The 17,623-nt window shown below is 70.7% G+C and carries 16 protein-coding genes; 3 read left to right on the forward strand and 13 right to left on the reverse strand.

From position 1 onward, the window contains the following. Positions 1–348: 348 nt before the first annotated feature. From ACFU9P_RS12760 to ACFU9P_RS12775, 4 genes are all read right to left on the reverse strand, one after another. Positions 349–936: a small secreted protein gene (locus tag ACFU9P_RS12760; RefSeq protein WP_376383911.1), complete on the reverse strand. Its 588-nt coding sequence runs from the start codon at positions 934–936 to the stop codon at positions 349–351. 255 nt (positions 937–1,191) lie between these two features. Beyond that, on the reverse strand, positions 1,192–3,603 hold the full coding sequence (locus ACFU9P_RS12765; RefSeq protein ID WP_384079500.1) for a sodium-translocating pyrophosphatase: 2,412 nt from the start codon (positions 3,601–3,603) through the stop codon (positions 1,192–1,194). A 280-nt stretch (positions 3,604–3,883) separates the two neighbouring features. Beyond that, positions 3,884–4,342 carry an ATP-binding protein gene (locus ACFU9P_RS12770; protein WP_376373360.1) on the reverse strand — a complete coding sequence of 153 codons (459 nt, stop codon included), beginning with the start codon at positions 4,340–4,342 and terminating at the stop codon, positions 3,884–3,886. 99 nt (positions 4,343–4,441) lie between these two features. Beyond that, a complete protein-coding gene (locus ACFU9P_RS12775) occupies positions 4,442–4,795 on the reverse strand; it encodes an STAS domain-containing protein (protein ID WP_003967428.1) in 354 nt (117 codons plus the stop codon). Between the two features lie 79 nt (positions 4,796–4,874). Between ACFU9P_RS12775 and ACFU9P_RS12780 the strand changes: the two genes are divergently transcribed. Next, positions 4,875–7,376: a DEAD/DEAH box helicase gene (locus ACFU9P_RS12780; protein WP_384079503.1), complete on the forward strand. Its 2,502-nt coding sequence runs from the start codon at positions 4,875–4,877 to the stop codon at positions 7,374–7,376. A gap of 28 nt (positions 7,377–7,404) precedes the next feature. Here ACFU9P_RS12780 and ACFU9P_RS12785 read toward each other — a convergent pair whose 3' ends face one another. From ACFU9P_RS12785 to ssd, 7 genes are all read right to left on the reverse strand, one after another. Beyond that, positions 7,405–7,770 carry an Rv3654c family TadE-like protein gene (locus ACFU9P_RS12785; RefSeq protein WP_384079506.1) on the reverse strand — a complete coding sequence of 122 codons (366 nt, stop codon included), beginning with the start codon at positions 7,768–7,770 and terminating at the stop codon, positions 7,405–7,407. Continuing rightward, the gene (locus tag ACFU9P_RS12790; protein ID WP_384079509.1) at positions 7,767–8,174 is read right to left on the reverse strand and encodes a TadE family type IV pilus minor pilin; all 408 of its coding nucleotides are present in this window, start codon (positions 8,172–8,174) and stop codon (positions 7,767–7,769) included. Before ACFU9P_RS12790 ends, ACFU9P_RS12785 begins: the two co-directional genes overlap by 4 nt. Further along, complete coding sequence (locus ACFU9P_RS12795) at positions 8,161–8,358, reverse strand: DUF4244 domain-containing protein (protein WP_376373372.1); 198 nt, start codon at positions 8,356–8,358, stop codon at positions 8,161–8,163. Before ACFU9P_RS12795 ends, ACFU9P_RS12790 begins: the two co-directional genes overlap by 14 nt. A 93-nt stretch (positions 8,359–8,451) precedes the next feature. Then, positions 8,452–9,222: a type II secretion system F family protein gene (locus tag ACFU9P_RS12800; protein ID WP_376373375.1), complete on the reverse strand. Its 771-nt coding sequence runs from the start codon at positions 9,220–9,222 to the stop codon at positions 8,452–8,454. Continuing rightward, the gene (locus ACFU9P_RS12805; RefSeq protein WP_376373837.1) at positions 9,219–10,082 is read right to left on the reverse strand and encodes a type II secretion system F family protein; all 864 of its coding nucleotides are present in this window, start codon (positions 10,080–10,082) and stop codon (positions 9,219–9,221) included. Before ACFU9P_RS12805 ends, ACFU9P_RS12800 begins: the two co-directional genes overlap by 4 nt. Before the next feature lie 11 nt (positions 10,083–10,093). Further along, positions 10,094–11,257 (reverse strand): TadA family conjugal transfer-associated ATPase, encoded by a 1,164-nt coding sequence (locus tag ACFU9P_RS12810; protein ID WP_376373378.1) that lies wholly within the window; start codon positions 11,255–11,257, stop codon positions 10,094–10,096. Then, entirely contained in the window at positions 11,254–12,351 is a 1,098-nt protein-coding gene (gene ssd / locus ACFU9P_RS12815; protein ID WP_376373381.1) for a septum site-determining protein Ssd, read from the reverse strand. Before ssd ends, ACFU9P_RS12810 begins: the two co-directional genes overlap by 4 nt. 513 nt (positions 12,352–12,864) lie before the next feature. Between ssd and ACFU9P_RS12820 the strand changes: the two genes are divergently transcribed. Then, positions 12,865–13,701, forward strand: a complete 837-nt coding sequence (locus tag ACFU9P_RS12820) for an HAD family hydrolase (RefSeq protein ID WP_376373384.1) — start codon at positions 12,865–12,867, stop codon at positions 13,699–13,701. A 368-nt stretch (positions 13,702–14,069) separates the two neighbouring features. On the opposite strand, the gene ACFU9P_RS12825 is transcribed toward ACFU9P_RS12820, so the two are convergent. Continuing rightward, positions 14,070–14,954: an oxidoreductase gene (locus ACFU9P_RS12825; protein ID WP_384079520.1), complete on the reverse strand. Its 885-nt coding sequence runs from the start codon at positions 14,952–14,954 to the stop codon at positions 14,070–14,072. A 102-nt stretch (positions 14,955–15,056) separates the two neighbouring features. Here ACFU9P_RS12825 and ACFU9P_RS12830 point away from each other — a divergent pair, with 102 nt between their 5' ends. Beyond that, entirely contained in the window at positions 15,057–16,043 is a 987-nt protein-coding gene (locus ACFU9P_RS12830; protein ID WP_384079523.1) for an ATP-binding protein, read from the forward strand. Positions 16,044–16,111: 68 nt separating this feature from the next. Here ACFU9P_RS12830 and ACFU9P_RS12835 read toward each other — a convergent pair whose 3' ends face one another. Next, entirely contained in the window at positions 16,112–17,392 is a 1,281-nt protein-coding gene (locus ACFU9P_RS12835; protein WP_384079526.1) for a hypothetical protein, read from the reverse strand. Between the last annotated feature and the right edge of the window lie 231 nt (positions 17,393–17,623).

The following is a 17,623-nucleotide window of genomic DNA, read 5'->3' on the forward strand; positions in this document are numbered from 1 at the left end:
CGCTGACTCTGGGCGGGCAGCCGGTCGCGGCGGGCGATCCCGTACTCGTCGTACTCGCGGCGGGGAGACCCGACCCCCCCCCGTTCGCCACACCCCACCCCCCCCCTTTCCCCCCCTTTTCCCCCCCCCCCCCCCCGGTGCGGTGTTTCGAGAGCGGGCGTTGCGGAGGTTTACAGGAGGTACGGGGTGTACGGGGGGGTACGGGGTACGACGTGCGGGCCGTGACGCGAGGCGGAGGCGCGCCGCCCAACCCTGGCAGCGCGCCGCCACCGTCACGTACGTACAGCTTGGTGCCGATCGGGTCGGCCCCTGGGCCCCGTCCGGCCGGTCTTCGCAGGCGGATAGGGCCTAGTTGCCGTCCGCGGGCGCGCCGGTGCCGCCGGCGTTCGCCGCCGGGGTCTTCTGGCAGCCGGACTGCTTCGCCATCGCCTCGCCGACAGCGCCGGACTGGAGCCGCCGGAGCGCCTGGTCACCGCTCTTGCTGAGCTTGTCCAGCTCGTCCGCGACGTCCTTGAGGCCGTCGGCGAAGTCCGCCTGGTCCTTCGTGTCCAGCTCGTCGACCTTCTTCTGGAGGCTCGCGTACGCCGCGGAGGTGGCGTTGAGTTCCTTGACGGCCTCCTGCTGAGTCTTCTCGCCGTCGGCGACGGGCGGGGCGCCCGCGCTGTTCACGGCGGAACCCAGCGCCTTGTAGGCGCCGGAGATGGACTGGAAGGCCGCGGAGTCGGTCTTCTGGACGTCAGCGGGCTTGGTGCTGTCCGAGGTCGCCTGCTGGATGGAGGTGTTGGCGGCCCCGATCTTGCCCAGCTCGGGCTGAACCTGGTCGCAGACCTTCTTGGCCCAGTCGTTCACCTTGCTCTCACTGTCGTCACTGCAACCGGACAGCGCCATGAGCAGTACCGCACCGCCGGACAGCGCGGCCACAAGCTTCTTGTTCACCGGATGGTCCCTTCCAAGGCTCTCGGCCCCGGAACATACACGCCATGTGGGCGACAACCGCGCCCCGGTCGCCCAGTCTGTGTGCTATTGCAGCCATTTGCACCAAGGGAGAGACACCTCACGCTCACCACGCGTTCCCGGTGGTGCCCACGGGCGGGGGGCGCGTCCCTCCGCGCCGCCCGCCCACTGCCGCTCCGGTACGGTCATGAACCGACCGGTACGGTCACGGGCCCCGGTCGCACCTCCGGCCGGCCATCAGGAAGCCACCGCCGGGTCGGGCGACTTCTCGCTCCCGCCGCCGGATCCCTCTCCGTCGCTGCCGTCCCCGTCGCCCACCGCCACGGAACGCCGCTTGGAGACGTACACGGCCCCGACGATGACGGCGATGGCGAGGACCGCCACCACGGCGCGGATCCCCGCGTTGGCGTCGCTGCCGTAGCTGAACTGCACGACCGCCGGCGCGATGAGCAACGCCACCAGGTTCATCACCTTCAGCAGCGGGTTGATCGCGGGACCCGCGGTGTCCTTGAACGGGTCCCCGACGGTGTCGCCGATCACCGTCGCGGCATGGGCGTCGCTGCCCTTGCCGCCGTAGTGGCCGTCCTCGACGAGTTTCTTGGCGTTGTCCCAGGCGCCGCCCGAGTTGGCCAGGAAGACGGCCATGAGGGTGCCGGTGCCGATCGCGCCGGCCAGGAAGGAGCCGAGCGCCCCGACCCCGAGCGAGAAGCCGACCGCGATCGGGGTGAGGACGGCGAGCAGCCCGGGGGTGGCCAGCTCGCGCAGCGCGTCCTTCGTACAGATGTCGACGACGCGTCCGTACTCCGGTTTCTCGGTGTAGTCCATGATCCCGGGATGCTCGCGGAACTGCCGCCGCACCTCGTACACGACCGAACCGGCCGACCGCGACACCGCGTTGATCGCCAGTCCTGAGAAGAGGAAGACGACCGCGGCGCCGAGGATCAGGCCCACCAGATTGTTGGGCTGGGAGATGTCCAGGCTGAGGGTCAGCCCGCCCGCCGTGGCGCCCACGTCCGCGACGGCCGTGGCGATGGCGTCGCGGTACGAGCCGAAGAGCGCCGCCGCGGCGAGTACGGCCGTGGCGATGGCGATGCCCTTCGTGATCGCTTTCGTGGTGTTGCCGACGGCGTCGAGGTCGGTGAGCACCTGTGCGCCCGCGCCCTCGACATCGCCGGACATCTCGGCGATGCCCTGGGCGTTGTCGGAGACCGGGCCGAAGGTGTCCATGGCGACGATGACGCCGACGGTGGTGAGCAGTCCGGTGCCGGCCAGCGCCACCGCGAAGAGAGCGAGCATGATCGACGTACCGCCGAGCAGGAACGCCCCGTACACCGCGAGACCGATCAGCAGCGCTGTGTAGACGGCGGACTCCAGGCCGATGGCGATCCCCGCGAGCACCACGGTGGCGGGGCCGGTCAGCGAGGACTTGCCGATGTCCCTGACCGGACGCCTGGTGGTCTCGGTGAAATAGCCGGTGAGCTGCTGGATCAGGGCGGCGAGCACGATCCCGATGGCGACCGCGACCAGGGCGAGCACGCGCGGGTCGCCGGAGTGCGCCAGGATCGCCTGGTCGTCCACGCCGTCCAGCCCGGCGTACGAGGACGGCAGGTAGACGAAGACCGCGACGGCCACCAGGGCGAGCGAGATCACCGCGGAGATGAAGAAACCGCGGTTGATGGCGCTCATCCCGCTGCGGTCGGAGCGGCGCGGGGCGACCGCGAAGATGCCGATCATCGCCGTGATCACGCCGATCGCGGGCACGATCAGCGGAAAGGCGAGCCCGAAGTCACCGAACGCCGCCTTGCCGAGGATCAGCGCGGCCACGAGCGTCACGGCGTACGACTCGAAGAGGTCCGCGGCCATGCCCGCGCAGTCCCCGACGTTGTCGCCCACGTTGTCGGCGATGGTCGCGGCATTGCGCGGATCGTCCTCGGGGATGCCCTGCTCGACCTTGCCGACCAGGTCGGCGCCGACATCGGCGGCCTTGGTGAAGATGCCGCCGCCGACTCGCATGAACATGGCGATCAGCGCGGCGCCGAGCCCGAAGCCCTCCAGGACCTTGGGCGCGTCGGCGGCGTAGACGAGGACCACGCAGGAGGCACCGAGCAGGCCGAGGCCCACCGTGAACATGCCGACCACACCGCCCGTACGGAATGCGATCTTCATGGCCTTGTGCGAAACGGCCGTGAGATCTTTTTGCGGCTCGCCCTCCGCCGGGGTCGCCTCGCGCGCGGCGGCGGCGACCCGCACATTGCTGCGTACGGCCAGCCGCATGCCGATGTAACCGGTGGCCGCCGAGAAAAGCGCACCCACCAGGAAGAACAGCGAACGTCCCGCGCGCTGCGACCAGTTGTCGGCCGGAAGCAGCATCAGCAGGAAGAACACCACGACGGCGAAGACGCCGAGGGTGCGCAACTGCCGGGCCAGATAGGCATTTGCGCCTTCCTGTACGGCCGCCGCGATCTCTTTCATCGAATCGGTGCCCTCGCCGGCCGCCAGGACCTGCCGGACCAGTAGCTGGGCGACAAACAGCGCCGCCAGCGCGACCACCGCGATGACGATCACGATGAGCCGGTTGTCGTCCGTGAGTATCGCGGCCGCGAGAGATGTGGGGTGTTCGGACAGTTGTGGATGGAAGTGCCCCGCCATTCGTCCTCCTTGACGCTCAGCGTTCAAGATGGACGGATTGTAGGGAGCGGAACCTGATCAAAACAGAGCACGCCACATGTAATTGACCTTGACTTATCCGTAAGCAAATGATCGCACTGAAAATAAGTAATGGGATAAACACATTGATGAAATGATCGACGATCTTCCGGGAAATAGGAAAGGCCCTGCTCAGCAGGGCCTTTCGAGGCAGGACGGCGGGGCCGTTCGATCAAGACATCGCGGCTCGGAGCACCACGGCTCAGGGCAACGCGACGGCGGCTCAGGGCAACGCGACGGCCGGAGTCGTCGGCCAGCTCATCCGGATGACGCCACCGTCGTCTCCGGAGGTGACTTCCACATCGTCGACGAGCCCGCTGATCACCGCGAGACCCATCTCGTCCTCGCCCTCGGCGTCGCCGTCATGGAGATCACCGGAGGACGCCCCCTCGGGCGTGCCCGAGTCCGCGCCTCCGGCACCGCCACCGGTGCCGGTGACGCCGTCGCCGACCTCGATGGAGAAGTTCTTCTCCTCCTCGGTCAGCACGACCCTCACCGGGGCGGTGATGCCATGGCTGCGGTGCAGCCCGACCGCCCGGCTGCATGCTTCACCGACCGCGAGTCTGACCTCGTCCAGGACTGCTTCGTCGACACCGGCCCGGCGCGCCACGGCGGCCGCCACCAGGCGGGCCGTCCTGACATGTTCGGGCTGGGCGCTGAAACGCAGTTCAACGGTGGCCATGCGATCCCCCTCGAACGTACGAGCGTGCGAACTCACGAGCGAGGGCATCCGGGCGGAACGCCCGGTGCCTCTGCCCTCTTCCGGAAGCTGCGGCCGGCCTCAGTCGGTGGCCGCCACGGCCTCGTCGACCGTGGTGTGGATCGGGAACACCTTGGTGAGACCGGTGATCCGGAAGATCTTGAGAATGCGCTCCTGGTTGCACACGAGACGCAGCGAGCCCTCATGGGCACGCACACGCTTGAGGCCACCCACGAGCACGCCGAGACCGGTCGAGTCCAGGAAGTCCACGCCCTCCATGTCGACAACCAGGTGGTAGCTGCCGTCGTTCACCAACTCGACCAACTGCTCGCGCAGCTTGGGCGCGGTATACACATCAATCTCGCCACCGACCTCGACGACCGTACGGTCGCCACCAGGGCCGGACACATTGCGAGTCGACAGGGACAGGTCCACGGATCCTCCAGCACCTTGCTATCGAGCGGTCGCCCCTCGGGTCTCCCCGACGGAGCCAGGGGACGTATCGCCAGCCGCGATGGCATTCAATCACTTACCGGCAGTCGCGCACGACGCCTTCAGCCCATTGTCCGTCACACCAGTGACACACTCGATCCCGATGGCCAGGAATCTCCACCCCAGTGGGCCCCCAGCGAGCGGGGGCGACCGGCCCTCCCCGGCCACGGTCCTCGACCGGCTCGCCGCGGGGGCGGACCGTGCTACGCGCATCACCCATACGGAGCACCTGCCCCCGCGCCCGGGCCGTCATGCGGTCTGGCCCGACCGCGTCAGACCCGAAGTGATCAACGCCATTCTGCGGGCCGGGATCGACCACCCGTGGGCCCACCAGGCGGCCGCCGCCGAGCACGCCCTGGACGGCGAGTCCGTCGTCATCGCCACCGGCACCGCCTCGGGCAAGTCGCTCGCGTATCTTGCGCCCGTGCTGACCACGCTCCTCGACGGAGCCGAGGCCGCCAACGGCCGGGGCACCACCGCGCTCTATCTCGCCCCGACCAAGGCGCTCGCCGCCGACCAGCGCCGGGCCGTACGGGCGCTCGCGGCCCCGCTCGGCAACCGTGTGCGCCCCGCCGTCTACGACGGCGACACCCCCGTCGAAGAGCGCGAATGGGTCCGCCAGTACGCCAACTACGTGCTCACCAACCCGGACATGCTGCACCGGGGCATACTCCCGTCCCACCCCCGCTGGTCCTCCTTCCTGCGCTCCCTGCGCTATGTCGTCATCGACGAGTGCCACATCTACCGGGGCGTCTTCGGCTCGCATGTGGCCCAGGTGCTGCGCCGGCTCCGCCGCGTATGCGCCCGCTACGGTGCGAATCCGGTCTTCCTGCTCGCCTCGGCCACCGCTGCGGAACCCGCCGTGGCCGCCGGGCGGCTCACCGGCCTCGCCGTACGAGAGGTCGCCGACGACGCCTCGCCACGGGGCGAACTGGTCTTCGCCCTCTGGGAGCCCCCGCTCACCGATCTGCACGGCGAGAAGGGGGCTCCCGTCCGCCGTACCGCCACCGCCGAGACCGCCGACCTCCTCACCGACCTGACCGTCCAGGGCGCCCGTACGGTGGCCTTCGTACGGTCCCGTCGCGGCGCCGAACTCATCGCCGTGATCGCCCAGGAACGCCTCGCCGAGGTGGACCGCTCCCTGGCCCGCCGGGTCGCCGCCTACCGGGGTGGTTATCTGCCCGAGGAGCGCCGCGCCCTGGAGAACGCCCTGCACTCCGGCGAGCTTCTCGGCCTCGCCGCCACCACCGCCCTGGAACTCGGCATCGATGTCTCAGGACTGGACGCCGTCGTCATCGCCGGTTACCCGGGCACCCGCGCCTCGCTGTGGCAGCAGGCGGGCCGAGCCGGTCGGTCCGGCGAAGGGGCGCTGGCCATCCTGGTCGCCCGGGACGACCCGCTGGACACCTTCCTCGTCCACCACCCCGAGGCGCTGTTCCAGCAGCCCGTCGAGTCCACCGTCCTCGACCCCGACAACCCGTATGTGCTCGCCCCCCATCTGTGTGCCGCGGCGGCGGAACTTCCGCTCACCGACGACGATCTGACGCTCTTCGGCCCGGCCGCCCCGGGTCTGCTCCCGCAACTGGAGACCGCGGGCCTGCTGCGCCGCCGCGCCTCGGGCTGGTACTGGACCCGCCGCGAGCGGGCCGCCGACCTCGCCGACATCCGGGGCGAGGGCGGCCGTCCCGTCCAGATCGTCGAGGCGGCGTCCGGCCGGCTGCTGGGCACCGTCGACGAGGCGGCCGCCCACACCTCCGTCCACGACGGCGCCGTCCACCTCCACCAGGGCCGTACGTACCTGGTGAAGCAGCTCGATCTCGCGGACTCGGTCGCCCTGGTCGAGGAGGCCTCCCCGCCGTACTCCACCACCGCCCGCGACACCACCGCCATCTCCGTGCTCGAAACCGACACCGAGGTGCCGTGGGGCGACGGACGCCTCTGCTACGGCTCCGTCGAGGTCACCAATCAGGTCGTCTCCTTCCTGCGCCGCAGGCTCATCACCGGCGAGGTCCTCGGCGAGAGCAAGCTCGATCTCCCGCCACGGACGCTGCGGACCCGGGCCGTGTGGTGGACGGTGACCGAGGACCAGCTCGACCGGGCCCGGGTCAATCCGGAGCAGCTCGGCGGCGCGCTGCACGCCGCCGAACACGCCTCCATCGGGATGCTCCCGCTCTTCGCCACCTGCGACCGCTGGGACATCGGCGGGGTCTCCATACCGCTCCACCCGGACACCCTGCTGCCGACGGTCTTCGTGTACGACGGCCATCCCGGCGGCGCGGGATTCGCGGAACGGGCCTTCCGGACGGCCCGGGAGTGGCTCGCGGCCACCCGCGAGGCCATCGCCTCCTGCGAGTGCGACGCCGGCTGCCCGTCCTGCATCCAGTCCCCCAAGTGCGGCAACGGCAACGACCCCCTCCACAAGCGAGGCGCCGTACGCCTCCTCACAGAACTGCTGAGATCGGCTCCGGACCCGGCCGCCGTGGAAACTCCGGAGGCCGAACCGGTCGGGCCGGTCGTGGAGTAGTGCCGCCGAGTAGCGCCGCGCCGTCATCTCATGGCACGGCCTCCCCGCCTCCGGGCGGCAGCGTCGCCAGCGGCGGGCCGGCGCGGGCCCTGACCGTCGGGGCGTACGGTCCGAAGGCGGCCCGGGCCGTCACATCCGCGATGCCCCCGCTGAGCGCGCACCTCACCACCTCCGCCCCCTGCGCCGACGCCACATCGGCCGCCCTGCGGCAGGCGTCCGCCGGCCCCAGGAGCGCGTGGTCGGCCGCGGCGAGTGCCGCCAGATCGGCCGCCGCTGCCGCCCGGTGCCGGGCGACGACCGCCTGCCCCATGGCGAGCACCGCCGCGAACACCACGCATATCGCTGTGGCCGCCATCGCCACCCACAGACTCGCCGACCCCCGGTCCCTGGTCATGACGCCACCTCCGCCGCTGCCGGGCCTCCCATGCCGTCCCCAGCGGCCTCCACGGCGTCCTCAGCCGACGCGGCGGCCTCGGCCGTGAGCGTCAGGCCCAGCGCGCCCGGCCCCGGCGTCGGAGCCTCCACGCGCGCCCGCCAGAGATCGCCCGTACGCCCCAGCGTGACCTTCGCGCCCTCCGGGGCGGCCGAACGCGCGGCCTCCAGTGCCACGGCCCGTGGCTCGGACCTGGCGGCGGCCCGCGCCGCCGCCCGTGCCGCGTCCACGCACTGGATCTGGGCGGAGGCCGCCATCAGGGCCCAGACGAGGGCCGTCGCGAAGACCACCAGCGCCGGAACCGCCACGGCCGCCTCCGCCGTCACCGACCCTCGCTCGGAACGGACGGCCTCAGATCTGCGCATTGAGGGCCTTCCCGATCACCGACTGCAGCGCGGCCGAGACCGTCGCGCTCGTGACCACCTTGTAGAGCACCGCCGCGAGCGCGCAGGCCGCGATGGTCGCCACGGCGTACTCGGAAGTGGCCATCCCGCTGTCGGTACGGAGCCGACGCGGCCACAGCCACCTCGCCCGCCCCGCACGAACCATCCGTCGCATGGTCAACCACATGTCTGCCTCCCCGTAGGAATCACTGATTGAAAACTGAAGAGAAATCCGGGCCGCAGAGCCGGGCCGAAGAGCTCAGTTGCCCTTCAGCAGCCCGGTCGCGAGACCGATGACAACCGGGGCCACGCCCACCGCCAGAAAGGCGGGCAGGAAGCAGAGCCCCACCGGAGCGGTGATCAGCACCTGGGCCCGCTGGGCCCTGGCCAGGGCGGTACGCGACCGCTCCGCCCTGAGGCCGTCGGCCAGCCGGGACACCGGCTCCGCCGCCGGGGCACCCGTGGCCCCCGCCCGCTCCAGGCAGCGGGCCAGTCCCGCCGCGCCCGGTATTTCACCGAACCGCCCCCACGCCTCGGCGGGTTCACCGCCGAGCCGCAGCTCCGCCGCCGTGCGCGCCAACCGGTCGCCCACAGGTCCGCCCAGCGACTCGCCGACCGCCTCCGCCGCCTCACGCGGCCCCGCTCCGGACGCGACACAGGCGGCCAGCAGATCGGCGGCGAGCGGAAGCTGACGGACCGCCTCATCGGTCCGTGGGCGGTCGTCCGGCTTCCTGTTACGCAGCCATCTCCGCACCCCGTACGCCCCTGCCAGCCCCACCAGCCAGCCGGTCACCCCGCCGACCAGGACCCAGCCGGTGATCACCGCACAGAGCGGTGATCCCCAGCGCCGCGCCCATGCCGCCATCTCCGGTCTGGGCCGCCGCCGTCGGTCCTCGACCGCCAGCAGGGCCATGAGCCGCCCCCGCACCCGCCGTTCGCGCCGTACGGCCGCCACCGCCAGAGCCGCGCACCCGAGGGCGGCGAGCACCGGGAGTGTCCCCCACAGCCTGTGGACGAAGTCCTGGCTCATGGTGCCTCCCCGGCCCGTACGATCCGGCCGGCCCACCACAGGCCCACGCTCTCCAGCGCTCCGCCCACCAGGAGCAGGCCCCAGCCTGCCGGAGTGTGCAGCAGCACCCGGAGCGGATCCGCGCCCAGTGCCGAGCCCAGCAGCAGACCCGCCACCGGAAGCAGCGCGAGCAGGACGACCGTCGACCAGGCGCCCGCCAACTGCGCGCGCAGCGCCTCCCGTTGCTCCCGCTCGGCCCGCAACGCGGCCTCCAGCCGGTCCAGGCCCGCCGCGAGCCCCGCCCCGCCGTCGACGGCCACCCGCCAGCATGCGGCGAGCCCCACAAGGCCGTCCGCGCCCGGCTCACGCGCCGCCTGCCGCAGGGCCCGCGGTACGTCCCCGCCGAAGCGCGCAGCGGCCAGTACGGCGGCCTCCGCGCCCGCCAGCCCGCCCGTGGCCGCCGAGGCGGCCAGCAGGGCCTGTACGGGCTGGAGGCCGGCCCTCAGCTCGCCCGCCGTGGTGCCGCACAGCGCGACGATCCCGTCGGCCCGGCGCTCCCGCCCCCGCTTCCGCTCCCTGGCCCGCAGCCTCCGCCTCACCAGCGGCACCGCCAGCGCGCCCACGATCAGCGGCAGCACCGACTCCCCCAGCACGGCGAGGGCCACCGCCGGCGGCACACAGAGCCACTCCCGGCCCAGCCGTCCCGCCCGTGCACGCGCCGCCGCCGTCCAGCGCCCCCACAAGGGCCCGGCCGGGGCCTCGTCCAGCGCGCCTGCGTCCGCGAACAGCAGCCTCGCCCGGCGCAGCCCGCGCCCGTAGCCAACCGTCAGCCGGAGCACGGCTCCTGCGCACAGCGCCGCCGCGCATACGCAGGCGAGCATCCACAGGCCCGTCACAGCGCGCCCCCGATCAGCTCCCGCAGCCGTGGCCAGCCCCGCTCGTACGCGAACCCCTGGGCTTCCCAGCTCAGTGCGGGCACCGGCACCACCAGCCCGGCGGCGTCCCGCTCCAGCACATGCACCTCGGCGATCCTGCGGTGCCCGTCGCGGTCCCGCACGAGATGGATCACGGCCGAGAGCGCGGCCGCCAACTGGCTGTGCAGCGCCGCCCGGTCAAGGCCCGCGGCCGTCCCCAGGGCCTCCAGCCGGGCGGGAACGTCCGCAGCCGCATTGGCGTGCACAGTCCCGCAGCCGCCCTCGTGGCCGGTGTTCAAAGCGGCCAGCAGTTCGGTGACTTCATGGCCTCTCACCTCGCCGACGACCAACCGGTCGGGCCGCATCCGCAGCGCCTGCCGGACGAGGTCACGCAGTTCGACCAGTCCCGCGCCCTCCTGGTTGGCGGGTCGGCCCTCCAGCCGCACCACATGCGGATGGTCGGGCCTCAACTCGGCCGAATCCTCGGCCAGTACGATCCGCTCCCGCGCTCCGACCAGGCCCAGCAGAGTCGAGAGCAGCGTTGTCTTTCCCGTACCCGTGCCACCGCTGATCAGGAACGACAGCCGGGCCTCGATCAGAGCCCGCAGCACGCGCTCGCCGCCCGGCGGCACCGTCCCCGCCTCGGTCAACTCCCCCAGGGAGAACGCCTTGGGCCGCACCACCCGCAGCGACAGACACGTCGAGCCGACCGCCACGGGCGGCAGCACCGCGTGCATCCTGGTTCCGTCGGGCAGCCGGGCGTCCACCCAGGGTCTGGCGTCGTCCAGCCGGCGCCCCGCCACCGCGGCGAGCCGCTGCGCCAGCCTCCGTACGGAAGTGGCGTCGGCGAACGACACGGCGGTCAGTTCAAGACCGCCGCCCCGGTCCACCCACACCCGGTCGGGCGCGGAGACCAGCACATCGGTCACCGACGGATCGGCGAGCAGCGGCTCCAGCGGCCCGGTACCGACCAGTTCGCACCGCAACTCCTCGGCGGCGCCCAGCACTTCCGTATCGCCCAGCAACCGTCCCTGCGCGCGTAACGCGGCAGCCACCCGTGCCGGCGTCGGATCCGCCCCGCTCTGCGCGAGCCGCTGCCGTACGGCGTCCAGCAGCCCTCCGGAAGCCGTCCCGGCGGTCATGACGCCACGCTCCCGTCCCCGGCCAGCGCGCGCTCCCAGAAGGCCGTACAGAACGCGGCCAGCGGTCCGCGCGCCCGGGACCCCGGCGGCACTCCGCCGTCCTGAGCCTGTGGCAGGCCCGGCTCCAGGGGAACTTCGCCCGCGAGCGGGAGCCGGAGCGCGTCGGCGATCCACTGCTCGTCCAGTCCGGCCGCGTACGGACCACGGACCACCGCCCGAAGGTCCGGGAGCACCATGCTCACCACCGAGGCCACCCGACGGGCCGCCGCGACGGCCCGCAGCTCGGCGGGGACGACCAGCAGCCCGAGATCGAGCTGGGCCAGCGCCTCCGCCACTGCCTCGTCGACACGGCGCGGCAGATCCACGACCACAACCCCGCCGCGTCTGCGGGCGGCGGCGAGCACCGACCGCATCGCCTCCGGCTGGATCACCACCGAGTCTCCCCGGTCCCAGCTCAGCACCCGCAGCGCGTGGAGACGGGGCAGCGACTCCTCCAGCGCCCCGCCCGCGACCCGTCCCTTGGAAGCCGCGAAATCCGGCCAACGTCTGCCTTCCGCCTGCTCCCCGCCGAGCAGCACATCGAGGCCGCCGCCGAGCGGATCGGCGTCGATCAGCATCGTGCGACGCCCGGCCCGCGCCGCCGTGACGGCCAGGGCGCAGGCGAGCGTCGAGGCCCCGGCACCGCCCCGCCCGCCGATGACTCCGACCGTCAGCGCCTGCCTGCCCACTCCCTCGACGGCGTCCGCGATCCGGTCGACCAGCCAGCTCTCCGCGTCGGGGAGCCGCAGCACGCACTCGGCGCCGATCTCCACCGCCCGCCGCCACACATCGGGGTCGTCCTGATCCCGTCCGACGAGCATCACGCCCCGCCTGCGGGTGGCGCCTCGGCAACGTGCCGCCGCATCGTCCCCGACGAGCACCATCGGGGCCTCTTCCCAGATCTCCTTGCGCTCCGGCACCGCGTGGTGCACCTGCGGCTCGGCGCCCGCCGCGGCGCACAGCCGCAGCAGATCGTCGAGCAGCCCCATGTCCTCGGTGACGATCAGCGGTCCCGCCCCGCGTCCTTCGGCCACCTCTGACCGATCGGATGTCATGGATCCAGCCACGATCTCCGCCCCCTATCTATCTCTGTCCCGATCCGGATCTGCGAACGCTCTCTCGCGATCTCGTACTCATCCGGTATCGGTGATTCCGGCTTCCGCGAACTTCGCGACAGGAATCACCGTGCAGCGGAACGGAAAAACGTGTGGATCTTGCTCGAAAACTGTGGACAACTCACCAGTTGTGAATATCCCGCTCGCTCATACCGGTGACTTCCGGAGAGCAGCGCATCGACTACGCACCGTGACGCGTATACATGGAGAGAGGCCGCCGCACACAGCCACCGAGGAGAGGGGGACGGCGTGATGGAGAGCCCAAAACGCGTCCGGACATGCGACGACCCCCGCCGGGGGGGAGAGCGGGGGTCGTCCCCACGGCCGACTCGGGGGGGGGAGGAGCCGGACCGGGTTAGCACGGTCGCGAACGATCCGTGACTTCCATGGTGTACCCGAGAGCCTTCTCAGGCAAACCCACGCGCCCGAGCTTACGCCGAATGGTGGGCGCATATGCTCATGCTCGTGGAAAACCACTCCTTGCCGCGCACAGCAGCCTTCTTTGACCTGGACAAGACGGTCATTGCGAAGTCATCGACGCTGACCTTCAGCAAGTCCTTCTACCAAGGCGGTCTGATCAACCGCCGCGCCGTACTGCGTACCGCATACGCGCAGTTCGTCTTCCTCGCCGGAGGAGCCGATCACGACCAGATGGAGCGGATGCGGGAGTACCTCTCCGCGCTCTGCAAGGGCTGGAACGTCCAGCAGGTCAAAGAGATCGTCGCCGAGACACTGCACGATCTCATCGACCCGATCATCTACGACGAGGCCGCATCCCTCATCGAGGACCACCACACCGCCGGCCGCGACGTGGTGATCGTCTCCACCTCCGGCGCGGAGGTCGTCGAGCCCATCGGCGAGCTGCTCGGAGCAGACCGGGTCGTGGCCACCCGTATGGTCGTCGGCGCCGACGGCTGCTTCACGGGCGAGGTGGAGTACTACGCGTACGGACCCACCAAGGCCGAGGCGATCGAGGCGCTCGCCGAGTCCGAGGGGTACGACCTGTCCCGCTGTTACGCCTACAGCGATTCCTTCACCGACGTACCCATGCTCCAGTCGGTCGGCCACCCGTACGCCGTCAATCCGGACCGCGCGCTCCGCCGTGAGGCGCTGGCGCGAGATTGGCCGATTCTGGTCTTCAACCGGCCCGTTCGGCTCAAGCAGCGACTGCCCGCGTTCTCCATGCCGCCCCGCCCGGCACTGGTCGCGGCAGCAGCCGTGGGCGCCGCCGCGGCGACGGCCGGACTGGTCTGGTACGCGAGCCGACGACGACAGTCCACACCCGTCTGACCGGAAATCGTCACAGCCGACCGAAAGCCGTCAACACATGACCGTTTCGCCCTTATTTGAAGCTAAAAGTAAAGAAGTGCGGGTAAGGGTTCCGCATTACCGCAGGCTGGAGTACAAAGGAGTCAACGGCCCGCGAGACCAAGGACATCCGAGAGGATCACCAGTTAACGCATAAGGCCCCACGGACCGAAGTATGAAAACGGAGTACCCACGCGACGTCGACCCGTCGATTACGGGCCAGCCGCACCAGGCGACGGGCAAAGCACCCGACCTGATGGGCAACTTATCGAGGACGCCTGGTAACTCCGCGGACATGCAGGCGGCGGCGCCAACTGGGTGCCGCCGCAATCCCGTTCGGGCAGGGCCGGTCAGGCCGCACCCCGCTGAAGCGCCTCGCAGACGGCGATCGATTCCCTGACACCCAGCTCCACCGCGCGCCCGCAGTGGGTGATCCACGCCGCCATGCCGCCGGGAGTCCCCGAGAGATAGCCCTCGAAGGCGGCGGCGTACGCCGCGCGCCCCAGCTCCGCGTGGCCGACCTCCGCCGGGCAGACCGACTTGGGGTCGAGACCGCTGCCGACCAGCACGACCCGCTCGGCCGCCCGCGCCACCAGGCCGTTGTACGAGCCGAAGGGACGCAGCGCGAGCAGTTCGCCGTGCACCACCGAGGCCGTCACCAGAGCGGGGGCGGGGCTCGCGGCCACGATCAGCTCCGACAGTCCTTCCAGTCGTCCCGCGACCTCGTCGGCGGCAGGCAGCGGAGCCTCGGTCAGCGGCCCGCCCGTCCCGGGCGCCTCGCTCCCGGGCACCTCGACCACCGGCTCGCCCGCCAGCCGGGGCCGGCCCACCGTACGGTCGGCGACGCCCGCGCCACCCGCGGCCACCAGATGCAGCCGGGCCAGGACACGCAGCGGCGACTGCGCCCAGATGGAAAGGAGTTGACCGGCCTCCACGTTGAGCCGCAGGGCCGCGCCGACCGTACGGGCATCGGCGCCCGAGCCGAAGTCACTGCGCCGGCGCACCTCTTCGAGCGCCCAGTCGGCGCCGGACAGCGCCGCGGAGCCGCGTGCGGCGCGCAGGGCCGCCTCCGAGGTGACTTCATTGCTGCGGCGCCGCATCACGCGGTGGCTGTAGACGCGGTCGACCGCCGCGCGTACGGATTCCACCGCGCCGGGGACCCCCGGGAGGGCGGCCAGCGCGGCCAGGGGATCTTCAGGCCGCGGCGCGAAGGCGTCAGAGGCTGTCGTACTCATAAGTAGGGAGGCTACGCGCCCATGGCGCGCGCCCCACCTTGGAGTGGTCTTCGTCACGCCGAATGGTCACCTTGAGCGAGATCACCACTACCCTATGTGAACATGAAGATCGCTTTCGTGGGCAAGGGCGGCAGCGGCAAGACGACGCTGTCCTCGCTCTTCATCCGCCATCTCACCGCCAACGAGGCCCCCGTCATCGCGGTGGACGCCGATATCAACCAGCATCTCGGGGCCGCGCTCGGCCTCCACGAGACAGAGGCCGCCGCGCTGCCCGCGATGGGGGCGCACCTTCCGCTGATCAAGGAGTATCTGCGCGGCAGCAATCCGCGGATCGCCTCCGCCGAGGCAATGATCAAGACCACACCGCCGGGCGAGGGATCTCGACTGCTGCGGGTGTGCGAGAACAACCCGGTGTACGACGCCTGCGCCCGGCCCGTCCCGCTCGACGGCGGCGAGATCCGGCTGATGGCCACGGGCCCGTTCACGGAGTCCGATCTGGGGGTGGCCTGCTACCACTCCAAGGTCGGCGCGGTGGAGCTGTGCCTCAACCATCTGATCGACGGCCCCGAGGAGTATGTGGTCGTCGATATGACGGCCGGTTCGGACTCGTTCGCCTCCGGGATGTTCACCCGGTTCGACATGACGTTCCTGGTGGCCGAGCCGACCTGCAAGGGGGTGTCCGTCTACCGCCAGTACAAGGAGTACGCGCGGGACTTCGGGGTCTCGCTGGCGGTCGTCGGCAACAAGGTGCAGGGCGAGGACGACCTGGACTTCCTGCGTACGGAGGTGGGTGACGACCTGCTGATCACGGTGGGGCACTCGGACTGGGTCCGGGCGATGGAGAAGCGCAGGCCAGCCCCGTTCGACCTGCTGGAGGCGGACAACCGCTGTGCGCTCCAGACGCTCCAGGACGCGGCGGAGGATTCGTACGAGCGCCGCGACTGGGAGCGGTACACACAGCAGATGGTCCACTTCCACCTCAAGAACGCCAAGAGCTGGGGCAACGCGAAGACGGGTATCGACCTGGCCGCCCAGGTCGACCCCGCCTTCGTGCTCAGCGAGACCCTCGCCGTGCCTCAGCCGTCGTAGTACGGCTCCGGCCGCCGCGGGGAGCGGCCCCGGTCCTTGCGGCCGGGGCCACCGCGGGGAGCGGGCCGTCAGTGCTTCTCGCCGTGGGCGGACGGCTGGGACGACGGACTGGCGCTGCCCTTCGGGCCCGCGGCCGCCGTGGCCAGGAAGGACTCCCACCCGCCCTTGGGGGCCTGGCCGACGCGGAGCGTGCGCAGCTTGGCCAGGTGCGCCGGGTCCTGTACGTCCAGCCAGTCGGCGAGCTGACGGAAGGACACGCACCGTACGTCCTTCTGCACACAGACCTGCTTGATCGTCTGCTCGACGGCGCGCATGTACGTACCGCCGTTCCAGGATTCGAAGTGGTTGCCGATGATCAGCGGGGCCCGGTTGCCCTTGTAGGCGCGGTCGAAGGCCTGGAGCAGGCCGTCCCGCATCTGGTTGCCCCAGTAGGTGTGCTGCGACGGGTCGCCATGGACCGTACCCGACTGGTTCCACATGAAGTTGTAGTCCATCGAGAGGGTCTCGAAGTCGCGGCCCGGTACGGGTACGAGCTGGAGCGGGACGTCCCACATGCCCTCGGTCTTCTTGGGCCAGACCTGGTTGCTGATCCCGCTGGAGTCGTAGCGGAAGCCCATCGTCCGCGCCGCCTTCATCATGTTCTTCTGCCCTTCGAGGCAGGGCGTGCGGCCGCCGACCATCTCCTTGTCGTAGTCGAACGGCAGCGGGGCCTCGGTCTTCAGCCCGGCATTGGTCTTCCAGTTCTTCACAAAGGACATGGCCTGCTTGATCTCGCTCTTCCACTCCTCGACGGACCAGGTGCCGACGCCGCCGTCGTCGCCGCAGAAGTGGCCGTTGAAGTGAGTGCCGATCTCGTTGCCGTCGTTCCAGGCGGCGCGCAGTTCGCGCAGGGTGGCCTTGATCCCCTTGATGTCGTTGAAGCCGATGTCCGAACTGCCGGGCGAGTGCTGGGGCGGCTTGTACTGCTCCGCCTTCTCCTCCGGCAGCAGATAGACGCCGCTCAGGAAGTACGTCATGGTCACGTTGTGCTTCTTGGCCAGCTCGCGGAAGTGGGAGAAGAGCTTCTGGCTGTCCTCGCCGGCGCCGTCCCACGAGAACACCACGAACTGCGGAGGCTTCTCCCCCGGTTCGAGCCGCTCGGGCTTGGCCAGCTTGGGCTGGGCGCCGGTGAACGCGGTCGAGCCGTCACCGATGAGCTTGACGATCGCCTTGGGGGCGCCGGGCCCCTTCTTGGCTGCGGGGGCGCCTTTCCGGGCTTCCTCCGCCTCCGGTCCGGAGCATCCGGCCACGCCCACGACAAACGCCGTGACGGCGGCGCCGAAGGCGGTTCTCCTAGTGGCGGCCAGCATCCGTCCACCCTCTTCCTTCAGGTTTCAGTACCGAAGTGCCGAGCGGCGACTGCCGGCACGGCGCCGAGCGCGGACACCGTCGCATCAAGACCAAAGACATGAAGGAACGACAAGCCGTACAAAATCACTAATCACCCGCACCGGTGAATGATTGCCCTATTTGCGCGGAAAATCCTGCCGTAATCTTTACTCTCCATTACGATCCGTTTACCAAGAGTTGAGCTGCGCATT

The sequence above is a fragment of the Streptomyces sp. NPDC057617 genome, from assembly GCF_042800555.1.
Lineage (GTDB): Bacteria > Actinomycetota > Actinomycetes > Streptomycetales > Streptomycetaceae > Streptomyces.